At 40.5% G+C, this 14,779-nt stretch carries 15 protein-coding genes and 1 riboswitch; all 15 genes read right to left on the bottom strand.

Going from position 1 to position 14,779, the window contains the following annotated elements; genetic code table 11:
* Positions 1–49: 49 nt before the first annotated feature.
* The gene (locus ABE65_RS08405; protein WP_066393564.1) at positions 50–694 is read right to left on the bottom strand and encodes a thiamine diphosphokinase; all 645 of its coding nucleotides are present in this window, start codon (positions 692–694) and stop codon (positions 50–52) included.
* Complete coding sequence (gene thiT, locus ABE65_RS08400; protein WP_066393561.1) at positions 691–1,260, bottom strand: energy-coupled thiamine transporter ThiT; 570 nt, start codon at positions 1,258–1,260, stop codon at positions 691–693. Before thiT ends, ABE65_RS08405 begins: the two co-directional genes overlap by 4 nt.
* 91 nt (positions 1,261–1,351) lie before the next feature.
* Positions 1,352–1,458, bottom strand: a riboswitch (TPP riboswitch).
* Positions 1,459–1,478: 20 nt separating this feature from the next.
* Positions 1,479–2,126 (bottom strand): ribulose-phosphate 3-epimerase, encoded by a 648-nt coding sequence (gene rpe / locus ABE65_RS08395; protein ID WP_066393558.1) that lies wholly within the window; start codon positions 2,124–2,126, stop codon positions 1,479–1,481.
* The gene (gene rsgA / locus ABE65_RS08390) at positions 2,126–3,016 is read right to left on the bottom strand and encodes a ribosome small subunit-dependent GTPase A (RefSeq protein ID WP_066393554.1); all 891 of its coding nucleotides are present in this window, start codon (positions 3,014–3,016) and stop codon (positions 2,126–2,128) included. Before rsgA ends, rpe begins: the two co-directional genes overlap by 1 nt.
* Positions 3,017–3,018: 2 nt before the next feature.
* Complete coding sequence (gene pknB, locus ABE65_RS08385) at positions 3,019–5,049, bottom strand: Stk1 family PASTA domain-containing Ser/Thr kinase (protein ID WP_066393550.1); 2,031 nt, start codon at positions 5,047–5,049, stop codon at positions 3,019–3,021.
* The gene (locus ABE65_RS08380) at positions 5,046–5,804 is read right to left on the bottom strand and encodes a Stp1/IreP family PP2C-type Ser/Thr phosphatase (RefSeq protein ID WP_066393548.1); all 759 of its coding nucleotides are present in this window, start codon (positions 5,802–5,804) and stop codon (positions 5,046–5,048) included. Before ABE65_RS08380 ends, pknB begins: the two co-directional genes overlap by 4 nt.
* Before the next feature lie 7 nt (positions 5,805–5,811).
* Positions 5,812–6,897, bottom strand: coding sequence for a dual-specificity RNA methyltransferase RlmN (gene rlmN, locus ABE65_RS08375; protein ID WP_066393546.1), 1,086 nt, complete (start codon positions 6,895–6,897; stop codon positions 5,812–5,814).
* On the bottom strand, positions 6,890–8,263 hold the full coding sequence (rsmB, locus tag ABE65_RS08370) for a 16S rRNA (cytosine(967)-C(5))-methyltransferase RsmB (RefSeq protein WP_066393544.1): 1,374 nt from the start codon (positions 8,261–8,263) through the stop codon (positions 6,890–6,892). Before rsmB ends, rlmN begins: the two co-directional genes overlap by 8 nt.
* A gap of 2 nt (positions 8,264–8,265) precedes the next feature.
* Positions 8,266–9,195 (bottom strand): methionyl-tRNA formyltransferase, encoded by a 930-nt coding sequence (fmt, locus tag ABE65_RS08365; RefSeq protein ID WP_066393542.1) that lies wholly within the window; start codon positions 9,193–9,195, stop codon positions 8,266–8,268.
* Positions 9,196–9,197: 2 nt separating this feature from the next.
* Positions 9,198–9,671, bottom strand: a complete 474-nt coding sequence (gene def, locus ABE65_RS08360) for a peptide deformylase (protein ID WP_066393540.1) — start codon at positions 9,669–9,671, stop codon at positions 9,198–9,200.
* Positions 9,672–9,690: 19 nt separating this feature from the next.
* On the bottom strand, positions 9,691–12,099 hold the full coding sequence (priA, locus tag ABE65_RS08355; RefSeq protein WP_066393539.1) for a primosomal protein N': 2,409 nt from the start codon (positions 12,097–12,099) through the stop codon (positions 9,691–9,693).
* On the bottom strand, positions 12,096–13,304 hold the full coding sequence (gene coaBC / locus ABE65_RS08350) for a bifunctional phosphopantothenoylcysteine decarboxylase/phosphopantothenate--cysteine ligase CoaBC (protein WP_066393537.1): 1,209 nt from the start codon (positions 13,302–13,304) through the stop codon (positions 12,096–12,098). Before coaBC ends, priA begins: the two co-directional genes overlap by 4 nt.
* Before the next feature lie 142 nt (positions 13,305–13,446).
* Positions 13,447–13,653, bottom strand: coding sequence for a DNA-directed RNA polymerase subunit omega (rpoZ, locus tag ABE65_RS08345; protein ID WP_066393535.1), 207 nt, complete (start codon positions 13,651–13,653; stop codon positions 13,447–13,449).
* Positions 13,653–14,270 carry a guanylate kinase gene (gmk, locus tag ABE65_RS08340; RefSeq protein WP_066393532.1) on the bottom strand — a complete coding sequence of 206 codons (618 nt, stop codon included), beginning with the start codon at positions 14,268–14,270 and terminating at the stop codon, positions 13,653–13,655. Before gmk ends, rpoZ begins: the two co-directional genes overlap by 1 nt.
* A 15-nt stretch (positions 14,271–14,285) precedes the next feature.
* Positions 14,286–14,543, bottom strand: coding sequence for an extracellular matrix/biofilm regulator RemA (remA, locus tag ABE65_RS08335; protein WP_066240628.1), 258 nt, complete (start codon positions 14,541–14,543; stop codon positions 14,286–14,288).
* Positions 14,544–14,779: the final 236 nt, after the last annotated feature.

The following is a 14,779-nucleotide window of genomic DNA, read 5'->3' as shown; positions in this document are numbered from 1 at the left end:
TTCCCCTTTTTATAAAAAGGTGCTTTGGGGGCCTGTATTCCGTGATTTTTTAATCACGGCTCTTTACCATCAATATTATGCCGGAGTCAAAAGAATAAGTACCACTTTTATTTACAAGCTCATTGGAAACACATAATGATGATCCAGCCTGAAGGTTAGCTTGTTCTAACGGATATTTAAATCCCACTAAAGTTATGCCTGTCACTTCTTCACTTTGAGCCAGAAATGAGATGTATGAATATCCTTGATCCTGCTCAATATCATAACATCCCGGTAAATGGAGAGAGATTTCATTCCTGTTATCAATAATTTTAACGTCTGTACGTACTCTCAGAGATCGATATAATAATTGGATGTTCATCAATTCATGATCTAACCTTCCACCAGTCGCACCGAATATGAGTATTTGTTCTGGGTTCTGTTTCAACGCCCACTCTAGTGCGAGCTCCATGTCTGTAGCATCTTTTTCTGATCGATATTGATTTACTTTTATGGATGAGTCTAAAATAATTTTTCTCTCATCACTAGAAACAGAATCAAAATCGCCAAATGCATGCTGTGGGAAGATGCCATCTTTTAATAGAAAGAGCGTTCCTCTGTCGACTCCGATCCAAATGTGATTCCTCTTGAGATCATAGGGCTTTAGATCGGGGATCAGATGTTCAGGACCACCTGCGACGATGCTTATCTTCATGCTGCTTGGTGATGACCATTACGTGCGGCGTGTAGTAGTTTCGGTGCTGTATTCGTTAATAGAATAACAACTAGCGCCGTAATCGCGAAGATAACGACCATGAATGATCCGTTATATAAGAACGAATAAAGCCATATGTTCATCTCTTCTGCTAAATCGCTAAAAAAGATAACCCCTGAAAAGACGTGAGAGATGGTTCTTAACAAGCACCCTACGAAGATTCCTGTAACCATCAAGAACGTTCTCTTGCTTGCACTTTGAGAGATAGATGGCGCGAATGCCCCCGCAACGCCTGCTAAAGCAAACGCTAAAGGATAGTCTAGAATCATCTGAGCGGGGTGGATCACATAAGGATTCACAAGTAGCTGTAAGAGCCCAACAGCTAAGCCTGTAAGGACTCCTGCCTTCAATCCTCTTCTAAACGCCATTAAAAAAATCGGAACCATCTCTAACGAAACAGAACCACCTTGTGGCCAAGGACCTGCAAACTTAATCAAACCTAAGATCAAAGATAATGCAGACATGATAGCGATTTCTGTTAATAATGAAATGTTGTTTGTTTTCATTCAAAATACCCCCTATTTTATTCCTTTAACAGAAAACAAAAAAAGCAACCGGCATGTGAGCTCGGTTGCTTTTTAGATATACATTCAAAAAAGTCATACGACTCCACATCCCTACGCAGGTATGATCCAGCTTCAGGTTCAAAGGGTCGGGAGTACACTCCCCTCTCAGCCCTTTAAAGGACTCCCCCTGTGGTTGCTTATTTTATTTTCTTTTCCAATTATACACCACGAATGGCTTCTATTGCACCCCTTAAATCTTGCTTCCCGTAAATGGCAGAACCAGCAACTAATACATTCGCACCTGCTTCGACACAAAGACGAGCGGTTTTTGGATTCACGCCACCGTCAACTTCGATCTCAACGTTCAATCCTTGTGTCTTTACTAGATCGGAAACTTCTTTAATCTTTGGCACTACGCTCTCAATGAACGCTTGTCCACCAAAACCAGGATTTACAGTCATCAACAACACAAGATCAACATCTTGGAGTATATGTTTGATCGAATCGACTGGAGTAGCTGGATTTATAACTACACCCGCTTTTACACCCTGTTGTTTAATAAGTTGAATCGTTCGATGAAGATGCGGTGATGCTTCTACGTGTACAGAAATAATATCAGCACCCGCTTTAGCAAATTCTTCAATGTATCGATCAGGATTTTCAATCATGAGATGTACATCTAATGGAAGTTTCGTAACCGGTCGTATCGCTTGAACGACAAGCGGTCCAATCGTGATGTTCGGGACGAAATGGCCATCCATCACATCAACATGTATATAGTCTGCACCTGCTTCTTCAACAGCTTTTATATCATCGCCTAACCTTGAAAAGTCAGCCGACAGAATGGAAGGAGCTATTTTAATCATCAGTACCTCCGTTTTTGATCTTTAATTTCTTGTAAAAAACTAACGTAATGGTCATAGCGGAACTTTGGAACATCTCCGTCCTCTACACCCTTTTTAACCGCACATTTTGGTTCTGACGTATGTGAGCAGCCTCTGAACTTGCAATCGCCACGAAGCTCGTTCATCTCTGGAAAGTACATCGACAAGTCTTCAGCTTCAATGTTTAAAAAGTCTAATGAACTAAATCCTGGAGTGTCAGCTACCAAGCCGTTACCGAAAAGAATGAGTTCAACATGACGAGTCGTATGTTTTCCTCGACCTAGATGACTCGAGATCTCGTTTGTTTCGAGCATAAGCTCTGGATTGATCGCATTTAAAAGAGAAGATTTACCTACACCAGACTGCCCTGCAAAGACCGTAACTTTGTCTTTGAAAAGCGGATAAAACATCTCAAGGCTATCATCAGTTTTGGTCGAAGTTGGAATAACTTCATAACCTAAAGTTTTGTACGTCTCAATGTAATGGTTGATCTCTTTCATTTCATCCGGTTTCTGTATAAGATCCATCTTCGAGATACAGATAACAGGCAAGATGTCGTTCGCTTCTATATGAACAAGGAAGCGGTCGAGCAATAGTGTGCTAAAATCCGGTTCGGTAGCCGAAAAAACAAGAATGGCTTGGTCAACGTTTGCGATAGGAGGCCGAACTAACTCGTTTCTGCGTTCCTTCACATCAAGAATGTATCCATCTGTAATGTTGCTTGACTCGTATTCCACCCAGTCTCCTACTAATGGATTTACTTTCTTTTTGCGAAAGTTCCCTCTTCCTCTGCATTGAAAAACTTCGGATTTCCCGTTTTCCTTAACGTAATAAAAGCCGGCGAGCGCTTTAACAATTCTTCCTTCAGGCATGCTTAATCACCATCGTCCCCTTCCTGATCATCTCTACTCATTCGTCCACTAGCACTCTTTACATCATCATAATTGATCGTCTCAGATTCCTCTTCTTGTCCGTTAACATATACAACGTAAGAAGCAGAACCTCCTTCAGCAATCGTTAGAGGCAATTTGTATTTCTTTTTGTCGGTTATCTGTTCTTCAACAAACACTTCATTCGATGCATTCTTGTCTGAATATACGATCTTAACTGTAACTGGTTCTCTTTTGTCCTTCTTATCTAACTTAACTTCAATATCTTTTGTGACCGTTCGATCTTCTGCAGGTGGTTCCTCTTCAGCTGGCGGTGGTTCTTCTTCTACTGATTCTGGACCATCTGAAAGTACAACAGAAATCGTAGCCCCTTTTTCAACTTGAGTAAAAGGAGAAGGGTTTTGCGAGATGACTCTGCCTTTTTCAACGGTATCAGAGAACTCTTTTGAAAATTCAACTGTCAGTCCAGCATTGTCAGCAAACGTTTTTACATCTTGTTCAGATGCACCGATCAAGTTCTCAACTTGAACCGTTGGTGTCCCAGAACTGACTGTTAGTGTTACTTCCGTTTCTGCAGGTGTTACTTTTTCATCACGATCAGGACTTTGCTCCAGTACGGTTCCTTCTGGTTCAGAATCTGATTCTTCATAGTTGATATTGATCTGGGTGAAGCCATCTTCTTTTAATCGTTCTTTTGCATCTTCAATATTATACCCTTCAACATCAGGCATATTTTCTTTTTCAGGTCCTTTTGATACGAATAACGTAACAATTGCCTGCTGTTTCACTTTCGTTCCAGGCGTTGGGTCTTGTCTTACTACAAGACCTTCTTCGATCTCTGGATCAAATACTTCCTGCCGTTTCACTTCCAGCCCTTCGGCTCTCAAGCTATCAAAAGCATCGACATATTCTTCTCCTACGACATCTGGAACACTGACCTCTTCAACATAAAAGATAGAAGGCATCATCGTAAAAGCAGCAATACCCGCTCCACCTAATAATAAAAGGGAGATAAGTAAAATAAGCCACCAGTTTCGTTTTTTCTTGGGTTTTTCGGTCTTATCTTCTTTCGCTTTTTCTGTACCAGCTTCCACTTTTTGCACAGGTGTTTCAACTGGAGGTACGACGATAGGAGGAATATACTTCGTTTTTTCATCTTCCTCGCTTTCCTCGTTCCACTTTTGTTCATACATACGATCTGGATCTAGTGCTGAATTCATATCGCTCAACAATTCATCAGCACTGTCGTATCTTTTTAAAGGATTTTTCGCCAACGATTTTAATACAATGTTCTCTACACTTTGTGGGATTTCAGGATTCAACCTTCGCGGTTCGATCACGTTTTCTTGTAGATGCTTTAACGCAACAGAAACCGGTGAATCTCCTACGAACGGCACTCTCCCAGTAACCATTTCATAGAGTACAGCTCCAAACGAGTAGATATCCGATTTTGCGTTCGCGATACCTCCTCTAGCTTGTTCAGGTGAAAAGTAATGAACAGAACCCAGTATAGAGTTTGTATGCGTGATCGTAGCTGAAGTGATGGCGAGCGCGATCCCAAAGTCTGTTAACTTAGCCGTTCCGTTATCTGTAATTAATATATTATGCGGTTTAATATCGCGATGAATGATTCCATGATCATGAGCGACCGCCATCCCAGAAACGATCTGCTTCATAATGTGCAAAGATTCTTCTACCGATATTTTTCCATGTTCTTTTATGTATTGCTTTAATGTTTTTCCCTGCACATACTCCATCACGATAAAATAGATCTCTTCATCTTCTCCAACATCATAGATGCTCACAATGTTCGGGTGGTTAAGACTTGTTGCTGATTCCGCTTCTCTTTTAAATCGTCTGATGAAATCTTCGTCTTTATTAAACTCTGAGCGCAGAACTTTTACTGCTACATCTCTATCTAAGATTAAATCTTTTGCTCGATAAACGATGGCCATTCCGCCGTCACCAATAACTTCTAAAAGCTTGTAGCGGCCACTGACTCTTTTTCCTATCATGTTATTGCTTCCCCTTTTGTGTCTGTGTCAGAACTATTCTGTATAAGGATAGCAGTAATGTTATCTTCTCCACCGGCATCTTTTGCCCAAGTGATCAATCGTTCTACCTTCTCAGTAACAGATTCCAAAGGATCTTGAAATACTTCTTGAATCCGTTTAGACGATACTTTATCTGATAGACCATCAGAACAAAGCAAAAGATAGTCACCGTTCTGCCAAGTGATCGTATTAAACTCAGCTTCTACGGTTTCATCAGTACCCACCGCTTTCATGATCATGTTTCGTCTTGGATGAATCTCCGCCTCATCCTCTGTAATCTGACCAGATTTCACTAATTCTTGGACAAGTGAGTGATCATCTGTAACTCGTTTCAACTCACCATTCGAATACAGATAACATCGGCTGTCACCGATATGAGCGACTGTAACTTCTTTATTGGTACCTAAAGCAGCCACAACTGTAGTGCCCATACCTCTCGTTTCAGGATTTTTCTGAGAAAAATCAAAGATATGTTTATTCGTGTCTTTTAAAACATTCTGAATCCATTCTTTCACGTTTTCCATGTTTTCTTCAAATTGAGACCATGCTTCTTTCATCACTTTCAGGGCTTCTTGACTAGCGATATCGCCTGCTTTATGTCCACCCATACCATCTGCGATAACTGCAAGAAAGTGTTCACCCTTTGTGAACACTTCCCCGCTGTCTTCATTATGCTTCCTTACCATTCCAACATCTGTTTGAAAGGCAATTTGCATTTTCCCGTCACCTCGTCTCTTCTTTACGTTCCTTCGCACGCAGCTGACCGCATGCAGCATCAATGTCATGTCCTTGTTCTCTTCTGATGGTGGCATTAATGCCTCTGGAGGTTAACGTCTCTAAGAACTTAAAAATTTGTGTTTTTGGTGTTCGGACATAGTCTCTTTCTGGTACATAGTTTACTGGAATAAGATTTACGTGACACTTAATATCTTTGATCAGATCAGCTAATTCGTTCGCATGTTCTATTGAATCGTTAACTTTACCGAACAGACCATATTCAAACGTCACACGGCGTCCTGTCTTTTTAATGTAATAGCGAATAGAATCCATTAATTCGTTCAACGGATACATTCTGTTTACCGGCATCAATCGGCTTCTCGTCTCTGTGTTCGGCGCATGCAAGGAGATCGCAAAATTAATCTGCATCCCTTCGTCTGCGAACTTGTAGATGTATGGCACAACACCACTCGTTGAGATCGTAATGTGTCGAGCTCCGATATTAAGCCCTTGATCGTGGTTGATAATCTTCAGGAACGACATAAGTCCTTCATAGTTATCGAAAGGCTCACCTATTCCCATAACAACTACTGAACTTACTCTTTCTTCTGTTTCATCAAGTGCACGCTGAACTTGTAGAACTTGAGCCACGATCTCACCAGCTAGAAGATTACGTTTCAGTCCACCTAATGTAGAAGCGCAGAACGTACAACCTAAACGGCATCCTACTTGAGTAGTAACACAAATACTATTTCCATATTCATGTCTCATGAGAACCGTTTCGATCGAATAGCCGTCTTGTAGCTCAAATAAGAATTTAATCGTGCCATCTGAAGACTCTTGACGCACAACTTCTTTTAACGGTTTGATATAAAAATCTTTCTCAAGCTTCTCACGAAGACCTAAAGGAAGGTTCGTCATCTCCTCGAAAGAAGACACACGTTTTTTATACAGCCATTCAAAGATTTGTTTTCCTCTGAATTTTGGTTCTCTTATATCTGTAAGCCACGCTTCTAACTCATGAAGTTCTAAAGAAAAGATAGAAGGTTTGATATTTGGTTTTGTTTGTTTCTCTGTTAAAGGTTTAAGCATGTTTCTCACCACCTGTTGTCTTTTTTCTGAATGCTGCTATATAGAATCCGTCACTATTAAAATAATGCGGCATGATCTGAAGGTCCGATCTACCTTCTATTATATAGGATTTTATCTTCTTAGGCATTTTTTCGGCAAATTGGGAATCCCACTCGAAATCCGGATGGTTTGTTAAGAACCAGTCGGCAACGTTATCGTTTTCTTCTTTATCTACTGTACACGTACTGTAAACGAGTGATCCGTCTTCTTTGACCATATCCGAAGCTGCGTGCAGAATATCTCTTTGTATGCTGGTTAATCTCGTCACATCTTCTTTTGTTTTTGACCATTTCAGATCAGGCTTCTTACGAATTACTCCGAAACCACTGCACGGCGCATCAACGAGAACTCTATCAAAAGTTCCAGAAGGAAACTCTTCCGATACTTTTCGTGCATCTAAGACGGAAGCTTCAATATTTTCAAGTCCAAGACGTTCTGCTTGTCTTTTAATCAAGTCAATCTTATGAGCATGAAGGTCTAGGGAAACTACCTTTCCTTCGCCTTGCATCAGTTCTGCCATATGCGTTGACTTACCACCCGGTGCAGCACATGTATCTAGAATTGTCTCTCCAGAAACAGGATCAACAGCCCGTGCTACTAACATGGAGCTTTCGTCTTGGATCGTTACGAGTCCTTGTTTATAAACTTCAGTTCCTGGAAGATAACCTTCCTTAACGATGATACCTTCAGGAGACAATTCTCCTTCTTCGGCTACAATTCCTTCTTCTAAAAGAAGCTCCAAAACTTCATGTCTATTGCTTTTCTTCGTGTTCACTCTTGCGGTTACAGGAGAAGCTAATAAGTTAGACTGTGCCATCTTTTCGGCATCCTCTTGTCCGAACTGCTCACTCCAACGGTCAAACAACCATTGAGGCATGCTGTATGAAAGAGCTTCTTTTTCTGCTCCTTCTAAAGCTTTCCTATCCATGGCTTTAGTACCTTCTCGCTGAAGTTTACGCAAAATACCATTGACTAGCCCCGCTAACCCTTGATTTCCGCGTTCTTTCGTTATTTCTACAGCTTCATGGATAATTGCATGATCAGGAACTCTATCTAAATATAACATTTGAAAAATAGATAGCCTTAGTAACGAAAGAACCCAGCGATCTTTTTTCTTGATCGGTTTGTTCAACAATTGATCTAAATAAAAATCAATCGTGTTTTTTCGTTGTATCGTTCCATACACGATGTTTGTCAAAAGTGCTTTATCTACACTCTTTAAATGCGTGTTCTGTAACGTTTGATTCAATTGTAAATTGCTATATGCCTGGTTCTGTTCTATTTTAAGTAAAACGTCCAGGGCGATTGCCCGAATGTTGTTGTCCAACTCTACTCACCTAATCTCAAGCCTTTTGAAACGCTTGCTCCTTTAAGATAATCACTTGCTAACATTCTCTTTTTACCAGAGAGTTGCAAGTCTGTAATAATAATGCTTGTTTTGTTTCCTGTTGCGACCTGAAGTCCTTTTTCATGAACACCGATTACAGTCCCCGGCTCACCATCAGCACTTGTTTCTTTCTTTTCACCCCACCACACCTTAAGTGGCTGTCCGTTCAAATACGTATAAGCAACTGGCCATGGGTGTAGCCCACGAATGTGGTTATAAATTTCTTCACCAGACATCGTCCAATCGATCTTCTCTTGATCTCGAGTGATGTTCCAAGCAAATGAAACTTCTTCAGCTACTTGTGGCATAGGGGTTAGTTTTCCTTCAACAAGTTGAGGAATGGTTTCAGACAATAATTTCGCGCCAGCTGCACTCAACTTATCGTGCATCGAACCAACGTGATCATTTTCTTCGATTTCAACTTCAACTTGGGTAAGTATATCACCTGCATCTAATTTTTCAACCATATACATGATCGTGATCCCAGTCTTATCGTTTCCATCCATAATACTTTTGTGGATCGGAGCACCTCCACGATACTTTGGAAGCAATGATGCATGAACGTTGATACATCCATGCTGTGGTGTTTCAAGAATCGCTTTTGGTAAAATCTGTCCATATGCTGCTGTGACGATTAAGTCTGGTTGAAGAGCGATGATGTCTTCATAGTCTTCTCGCAGTTTAATAGGCTGATACACAGAAATTCCATGTTTTAACGCTTCTTCTTTAACAGGGGTCTGCTTGATCTCTTTTTTTCTGCCTACCGGTTTGTCAGGTTGTGTGACAACCCCCACGACATTGTAGCCATCTTCCACGAGCTGACGAAGAACAGGTACGGAAAAATCAGGCGTTCCCATAAATAATACTTTCATGCTTATCCCTCCAGTTCTTCCGTTTCGTAGTATTCGATTACTTTTGAAGTAAATAAAATTCCGTGCAGATGATCGATTTCATGTTGGATGGCACGAGCAAGAAAATCACTTGCTTCTATAGTGTAGGCTTTTCCATCTGCATCTTGAGCTGTAACTGTAACTTTGAAAGGTCGTTCGACTTCACCGAACAATCCTGGGAAACTCAAACATCCTTCAGGACCACTTTGGCTTCCAGAAGCTTTTTTTATAACCGGGTTGATCAGAACTAGCTGACCCGTGTCATCACCAATATCTACTACTGCGATCTGTTCTGCAATTCCGATCTGAGGTGCAGCAAGTCCAACTCCTTCTGCCTCATACATCGTCTCGAACATATCTTTCACTAATTTCTTTAACTTTTTATCGAAAGTTTTTACTTGTTCACATTCAGTCTCTAAAACGGGATGTGGATGTTCTACAATTTTAAGAATGGTCATTTTGTATCTCCTTAACTCGTTACATAAGTGTTTGGGCGTTTAAATCACCCGTTATCTGAAGATCTTTGATCTCTTTATCTTTTTGGAAATGAGCAATAATCTCTTCAAACCAGGTTCTTAGCTCCGGCTCATTTTTGTATTTTATCATGACCTGATATCGATATCTATCCTTCACACGTGCAATGGGTGAAGTTACAGGTCCAAGAAGCAGACTATCTCGTGACAACCTCTTCGATAGGTATGTTGCTGCTTTCTCACTTGCTTCAACAACTTGCATGAGGTCGAGATGACTGAACGTTAACAATCCTAAATAATAAAACGGTGGATATTGATGCAGTTTCCGCGTTTGCATCTCATGGTTATAAAAGGTGTGATAATCATGCTTGGATGCAAGTTGAATGCTGTAATGCTGTGTATCATACCCTTGTACGATCACCTTTCCCTCAAGTTCGTGTCTGCCTGCACGTCCACTCACTTGTGTAAGAAGCTGAAAGGTTTTTTCTGAAGCTCTAAAGTCTGGAAGATGAAGCATCGTATCGGCAGCCAATACACCTACTAATGTTACTTTTGGAAAATCTAAACCTTTTGCGATCATCTGAGTACCGAGTAAGATATCAGCTTCACCATTTTCAAAAGCGGTTAGCAGCTTTTCATGGCTGCCTTTTTTTGAAGTCGTATCAACATCCATCCGAATCACACGTGCTTCAGGAAGGACTTTTGCAAGTTCTTCTTCCACTTTCTGAGTTCCTGTTCCAAAAAAACGGATATGTTCGGAAGTACAACTCGGACAAACAGAAGGTGTACTCTCTTTATAACCGCAATAGTGGCATTTTAATTCACCAAAACGCTTATGATAGGTTAAAGAAATGTCACAATGAGGACATTGTGCTACATAGCCACAATCTCTACAAAGAATAAAAGAAGCATAGCCTCTTCGGTTCAAGAACAATACCGACTGTTCTCCTTTTTGAAGTCCGCTCTTCAGCTTCTCCATCAACGCAAGAGAAAACATAGAGCGGTTCCCGTTCTTTAGTTCTTCTCTCATATCTATTATCGTGACTTCCGGCATCGGATTAGCATGTACGCGATTAGCTAGCTCCGCTAATTGATACCGTCCTTTTTGAGCTCTTGCATATGTCTCAAGTGCCGGAGTCGCGCTTCCCAGTACGATTGGACACGAATGATAGTTCCCTCTCCATATCGCCACATCTCGTGCATGATAGCGAGGGTGATCTTCTTGTTTATAGCTTGTTTCATGTTCTTCATCGATAATAACGATTCCTAAGTTTTGGAACGGAGCAAAGATCGCGGACCTCGCTCCTACAACGACAGAAACTTCTTTTCTAAGAATCTTTCGCCATTCATCGTATTTTTCTCCAATCGATAATCCGCTATGAAGAACCGCAACCGCACTACCGAAACGACCTTTAAAGCGGTTTACCATCTGCGGTGTTAAAGAGATCTCAGGTACGAGTACGATAGCTTCTTTTCCTTTATCCAGTACATTTTGGATAGACTGCAGATAGATCTCTGTTTTTCCACTTCCCGTAACACCATGGAGAAGGACCGTTTCATGTTCATTGTTCTCAATAGCATGAAGAATCGGCTTAATCGCCTCACCTTGATTTTCTGTTAATAGTAGAGGCTGTGTTCGTTTCATAGTACGTCCTTGGAACGGATCACGATAAACCTCTTTTTCTTCAATAGAAAGAATACCTTTTTTAGATAGTGCTTGTGCTGTTGAAAGAGTAGCTCCTGTTTCATTTAAAATTTCCTGCAGCGAGTACTCTCCATCTGGCCGATGTAAGAGTTCTAATAAAATCGCCTTTTGTTTTTCAGCGTTTTTATTCAACTTTTGAATCTGATCTTCCGTTAAAGCTCGATCTCTGATAGAAACGAACTTTTGCTTCTTTTTGTTTGCTTTATTCTTCACTTTATAAACAACATCAAGTATTCCTTCTTTCGCCAACGACTGCAAAAGCGGTAACAGATCAGGATTCGATTTTGTCACATCACTTACAGTAATCTCGTTGTTGCCTGCAAGAAGAGGATGGATCGAATCCGGGAGTTTATCAGGTTTCATCACTTGAAATGACTTCTCATAAGTGGCTTTCATCGCAGCTGGCAACATGGCTTGATAAGCCGTAATGTAAAAACTAAGCGTATTTTCAGCAAGCCATCTTCCTAAGTTAATCAGTTCAGACGTTAATACTGGTAATGGGTCCAGAATCTCCGTAATATTTTTCATCCCTTTTACCGTAGACGTTGATTTCACCTCTAAGATAAAACCTTGAAGCTTTCTCGGCCCAAACGGTACAATCACACGCATTCCCGGTTCTGCCCACTTTTCCCAAACAGCTGGAATTTTATAGTCAAAGGTTTTGTTTACACTTCCAGAAGGTACGTCAACTACGACTGCTGCAATCATCTTTTCATCAATTCCATAACTTCTATTAATATTTCATGTGCTGCATTTTCCTTTGTCAGAATCGGCAGTACCTTCTTAGATCCATCCTTCTTTATCATGATGATCTCGTTTGTGTCACTTCCAAAACCAGAGCCTTCTTTCGACACATCATTTCCTACAACCATATCTAGGTTTTTACGAATCATCTTATCTTTTGCATAGTTCTCAAGATTTTCCGTCTCAGCCGCAAATCCTACTAATACTTGATGCTCTTTTTTTTCGCCAAGGGACTGCAGGATATCAACCGTCTTTTTCATCTCGATGGTCCAGAGATCGTTTTTCTTTTTAAATTTATTTGAATGAACCGTTACAGGTGTGTAATCCGCTACCGCTGCACATTTAATAACAACATCTTGTTCATGATAACGAGACATTGTTGCTTCATACATATCTTTTGTCGAAATAATTTTTTCGATCGTAATACCTTGAGGTTCAGGCAATGAGGTTGGTCCTGTAACAAGTGTCACATCAGCACCTAGTTTTTTGGCTACTGATGCTATCGCATAACCCATCTTGCCTGAAGAGTGGTTTGTAAAGTAACGAACAGGATCCAATTCCTCTCTCGTTGGACCAGCTGTTACAAGTATTTTCTTCCCAGTCAACGGCATATCTTCAGTCTTTTTTTCATTAAAATAAGCATGAACAGATTCTATCAATTCTTCAGGTTCAGCGAGTCTTCCTTTACCGATCCACCCGCATGCTAAAAGACCTTCGTTCGGTTCAATGAAACGCCATCCGAATGAAGCTAAAGTTTCCATGTTTTTCATAACCGCAGGGTGGTTGAACATGTTCACATTCATCGCAGGTGCGATCAGAACGTCTGCTTTTGTTGCAAGCAAGGTTGTTGTGAGCATATCATCTGCGATTCCGTTAGCTAGTTTACCGATAGAGTTCGCTGTCGCTGGAGCGATCAAAACAAGATCTGCCCAGTCTGCAAGGTCAATATGACTAACAACTGCAGGATCTTTTTCTTCAAACGTATCTGTATATACTTCTTCTCTAGTCAGCGTTTGAAAGGTAAGTGGTGTGATGAACTTTTGTGCAGATTGTGTCAGGATCACTTTTACTTCGTATCCATTTTGAAATAATCTGCTTGCTACTGTTGCCGCTTTATATGCAGCTATTCCACCTGAAACAGCTAGCAATATTTTCTTCTTTTCCATAATAAACCCCTTCCGCCGCTCTTGACTTGAATATGCTAACTCTATTTTACAGCATTTGTATGTATTAAAAAAATGAATTGAAACCTATTGAGAACAAAAAAATAACAACCTTTAGTCAAGGTTGTATATTTTTTCGCTTGTTCTATTAATCTTCTGGTGTTTCTCCGACTTTCATCAATACACCGGATTGAATTTCTTCAAGTGCTTTACCGACAAACTTGTGTGATACAGGTTTTGCGATCTGTTGATTATCGTATTTTTGGATCTCTCTAGCACGCTTAGAACTAAGAGTTACTAGTGAGTATTTTGAATCTATCTTTTCCATAAGAGAATCGATGGATGGATATAGCATTATTTGTCATCTCCTAAAATTTTTTCGTATTTTGGACGAACTCGGTCCACACGGCAATGCTCAGTGGTAATAATCGCTTTGATTCGATTGCAAGCAGCATCGATCTCATCATTCACAACTGAATAGTCATAATGTCTCATGAGTTCGATTTCTTCCTTAGCTACAGACATGCGGTTGTTGATCAAATCTTCCGTCTCAGTTCCGCGTCCAACAATACGACTTCTAAGTTCATCCAGACTTGGCGGTGTTAAAAAGATGAACACACCTTCTGGAAAAATATTTTTCACTTGAAGTGCACCTTGTACCTCGATCTCTAAGATAACGTCTTTACCTTCATCAAGCGTACTATTTACATATTCAATCGGTGTTCCATAATAATTCCCAACATATTCTGCCCACTCGAGCAGCTGTTTGTTTTCAATCATATCTAGGAACTCTTCTTTTGTTTTAAAGAAGTATTCTACCCCATGCCGTTCGCCTTCACGCGGCTTTCTTGTCGTTGCTGAAACGGAATATTGAATGTCCAGCTTTTGTTCACGAAGCGCTTTACATACAGTTCCTTTTCCAACACCTGACGGACCGGAAAGAACAAACAGAATGCCTCTTTCTTTTTCCATAAAAACCTCCACAACCTAACTTTCTTCTGAGCCCTCATCAACTGACATCAGTCTGTGAGCTACTGTTTCAGGCTGAACAGCTGACAAGATAACATGATCACTGTCAGTCACAACAACCGCTCTCGTTCTGCGGCCATATGTAGCATCAATCAGCATGTTTTTTTCTCGTGCGACCGTGATTAATCGTTTAATCGGTGCAGATTCAGGACTGACTACCGCAATGATTCGGTGAGCAGCAACAATATTTCCGTACCCAATGTTAATTAATTTCATCTCTAAACGCCCCTAACCTGCTACTATTCTAGCCAAATGGAATAACGGGTCATACGCTAATTGTACGATATTGTGAAAAACTGTACACATGTTCTTATATTTTAGCACATAAATCCTGAAATCTAAACTAATTTCCCTATTTTTAAGGAAATCACGTAAAAAAGTTGAAAGCTTCATCTTAGACCTTGTACAGCTTCTGATTTTGACTGATGTCTAGAATCGCTCATAAAAGTCTA

It is taken from the genome of Fictibacillus phosphorivorans, assembly GCF_001629705.1.
Lineage (GTDB): Bacteria > Bacillota > Bacilli > Bacillales > Fictibacillaceae > Fictibacillus > Fictibacillus phosphorivorans_A.
Note: the sequence above shows the minus strand (reverse complement) of the source record. Positions and strands in the feature narration are given on the sequence as shown.

Coding starts and splice junctions, on each gene's coding strand:
- ABE65_RS08405 (WP_066393564.1), bottom strand. CDS start 694: ATGAAGATAAGCATCGTCGCAGGTGGTCCTGAACATCTGATCCCCGAT.
- thiT (WP_066393561.1), bottom strand. CDS start 1,260: ATGAAAACAAACAACATTTCATTATTAACAGAAATCGCTATCATGTCT.
- rpe (WP_066393558.1), bottom strand. CDS start 2,126: ATGATTAAAATAGCTCCTTCCATTCTGTCGGCTGACTTTTCAAGGTTA.
- rsgA (WP_066393554.1), bottom strand. CDS start 3,016: ATGCCTGAAGGAAGAATTGTTAAAGCGCTCGCCGGCTTTTATTACGTT.
- pknB (WP_066393550.1), bottom strand. CDS start 5,049: ATGATAGGAAAAAGAGTCAGTGGCCGCTACAAGCTTTTAGAAGTTATT.
- ABE65_RS08380 (WP_066393548.1), bottom strand. CDS start 5,804: ATGCAAATTGCCTTTCAAACAGATGTTGGAATGGTAAGGAAGCATAAT.
- rlmN (WP_066393546.1), bottom strand. CDS start 6,897: ATGCTTAAACCTTTAACAGAGAAACAAACAAAACCAAATATCAAACCT.
- fmt (WP_066393542.1), bottom strand. CDS start 9,195: ATGAAAGTATTATTTATGGGAACGCCTGATTTTTCCGTACCTGTTCTT.
- def (WP_066393540.1), bottom strand. CDS start 9,671: ATGACCATTCTTAAAATTGTAGAACATCCACATCCCGTTTTAGAGACT.
- priA (WP_066393539.1), bottom strand. CDS start 12,099: ATGATTGCAGCAGTCGTAGTTGACGTACCTTCTGGAAGTGTAAACAAA.
- rpoZ (WP_066393535.1), bottom strand. CDS start 13,653: ATGCTATATCCATCCATCGATTCTCTTATGGAAAAGATAGATTCAAAA.
- gmk (WP_066393532.1), bottom strand. CDS start 14,270: ATGGAAAAAGAAAGAGGCATTCTGTTTGTTCTTTCCGGTCCGTCAGGT.
- remA (WP_066240628.1), bottom strand. CDS start 14,543: ATGAAATTAATTAACATTGGGTACGGAAATATTGTTGCTGCTCACCGA.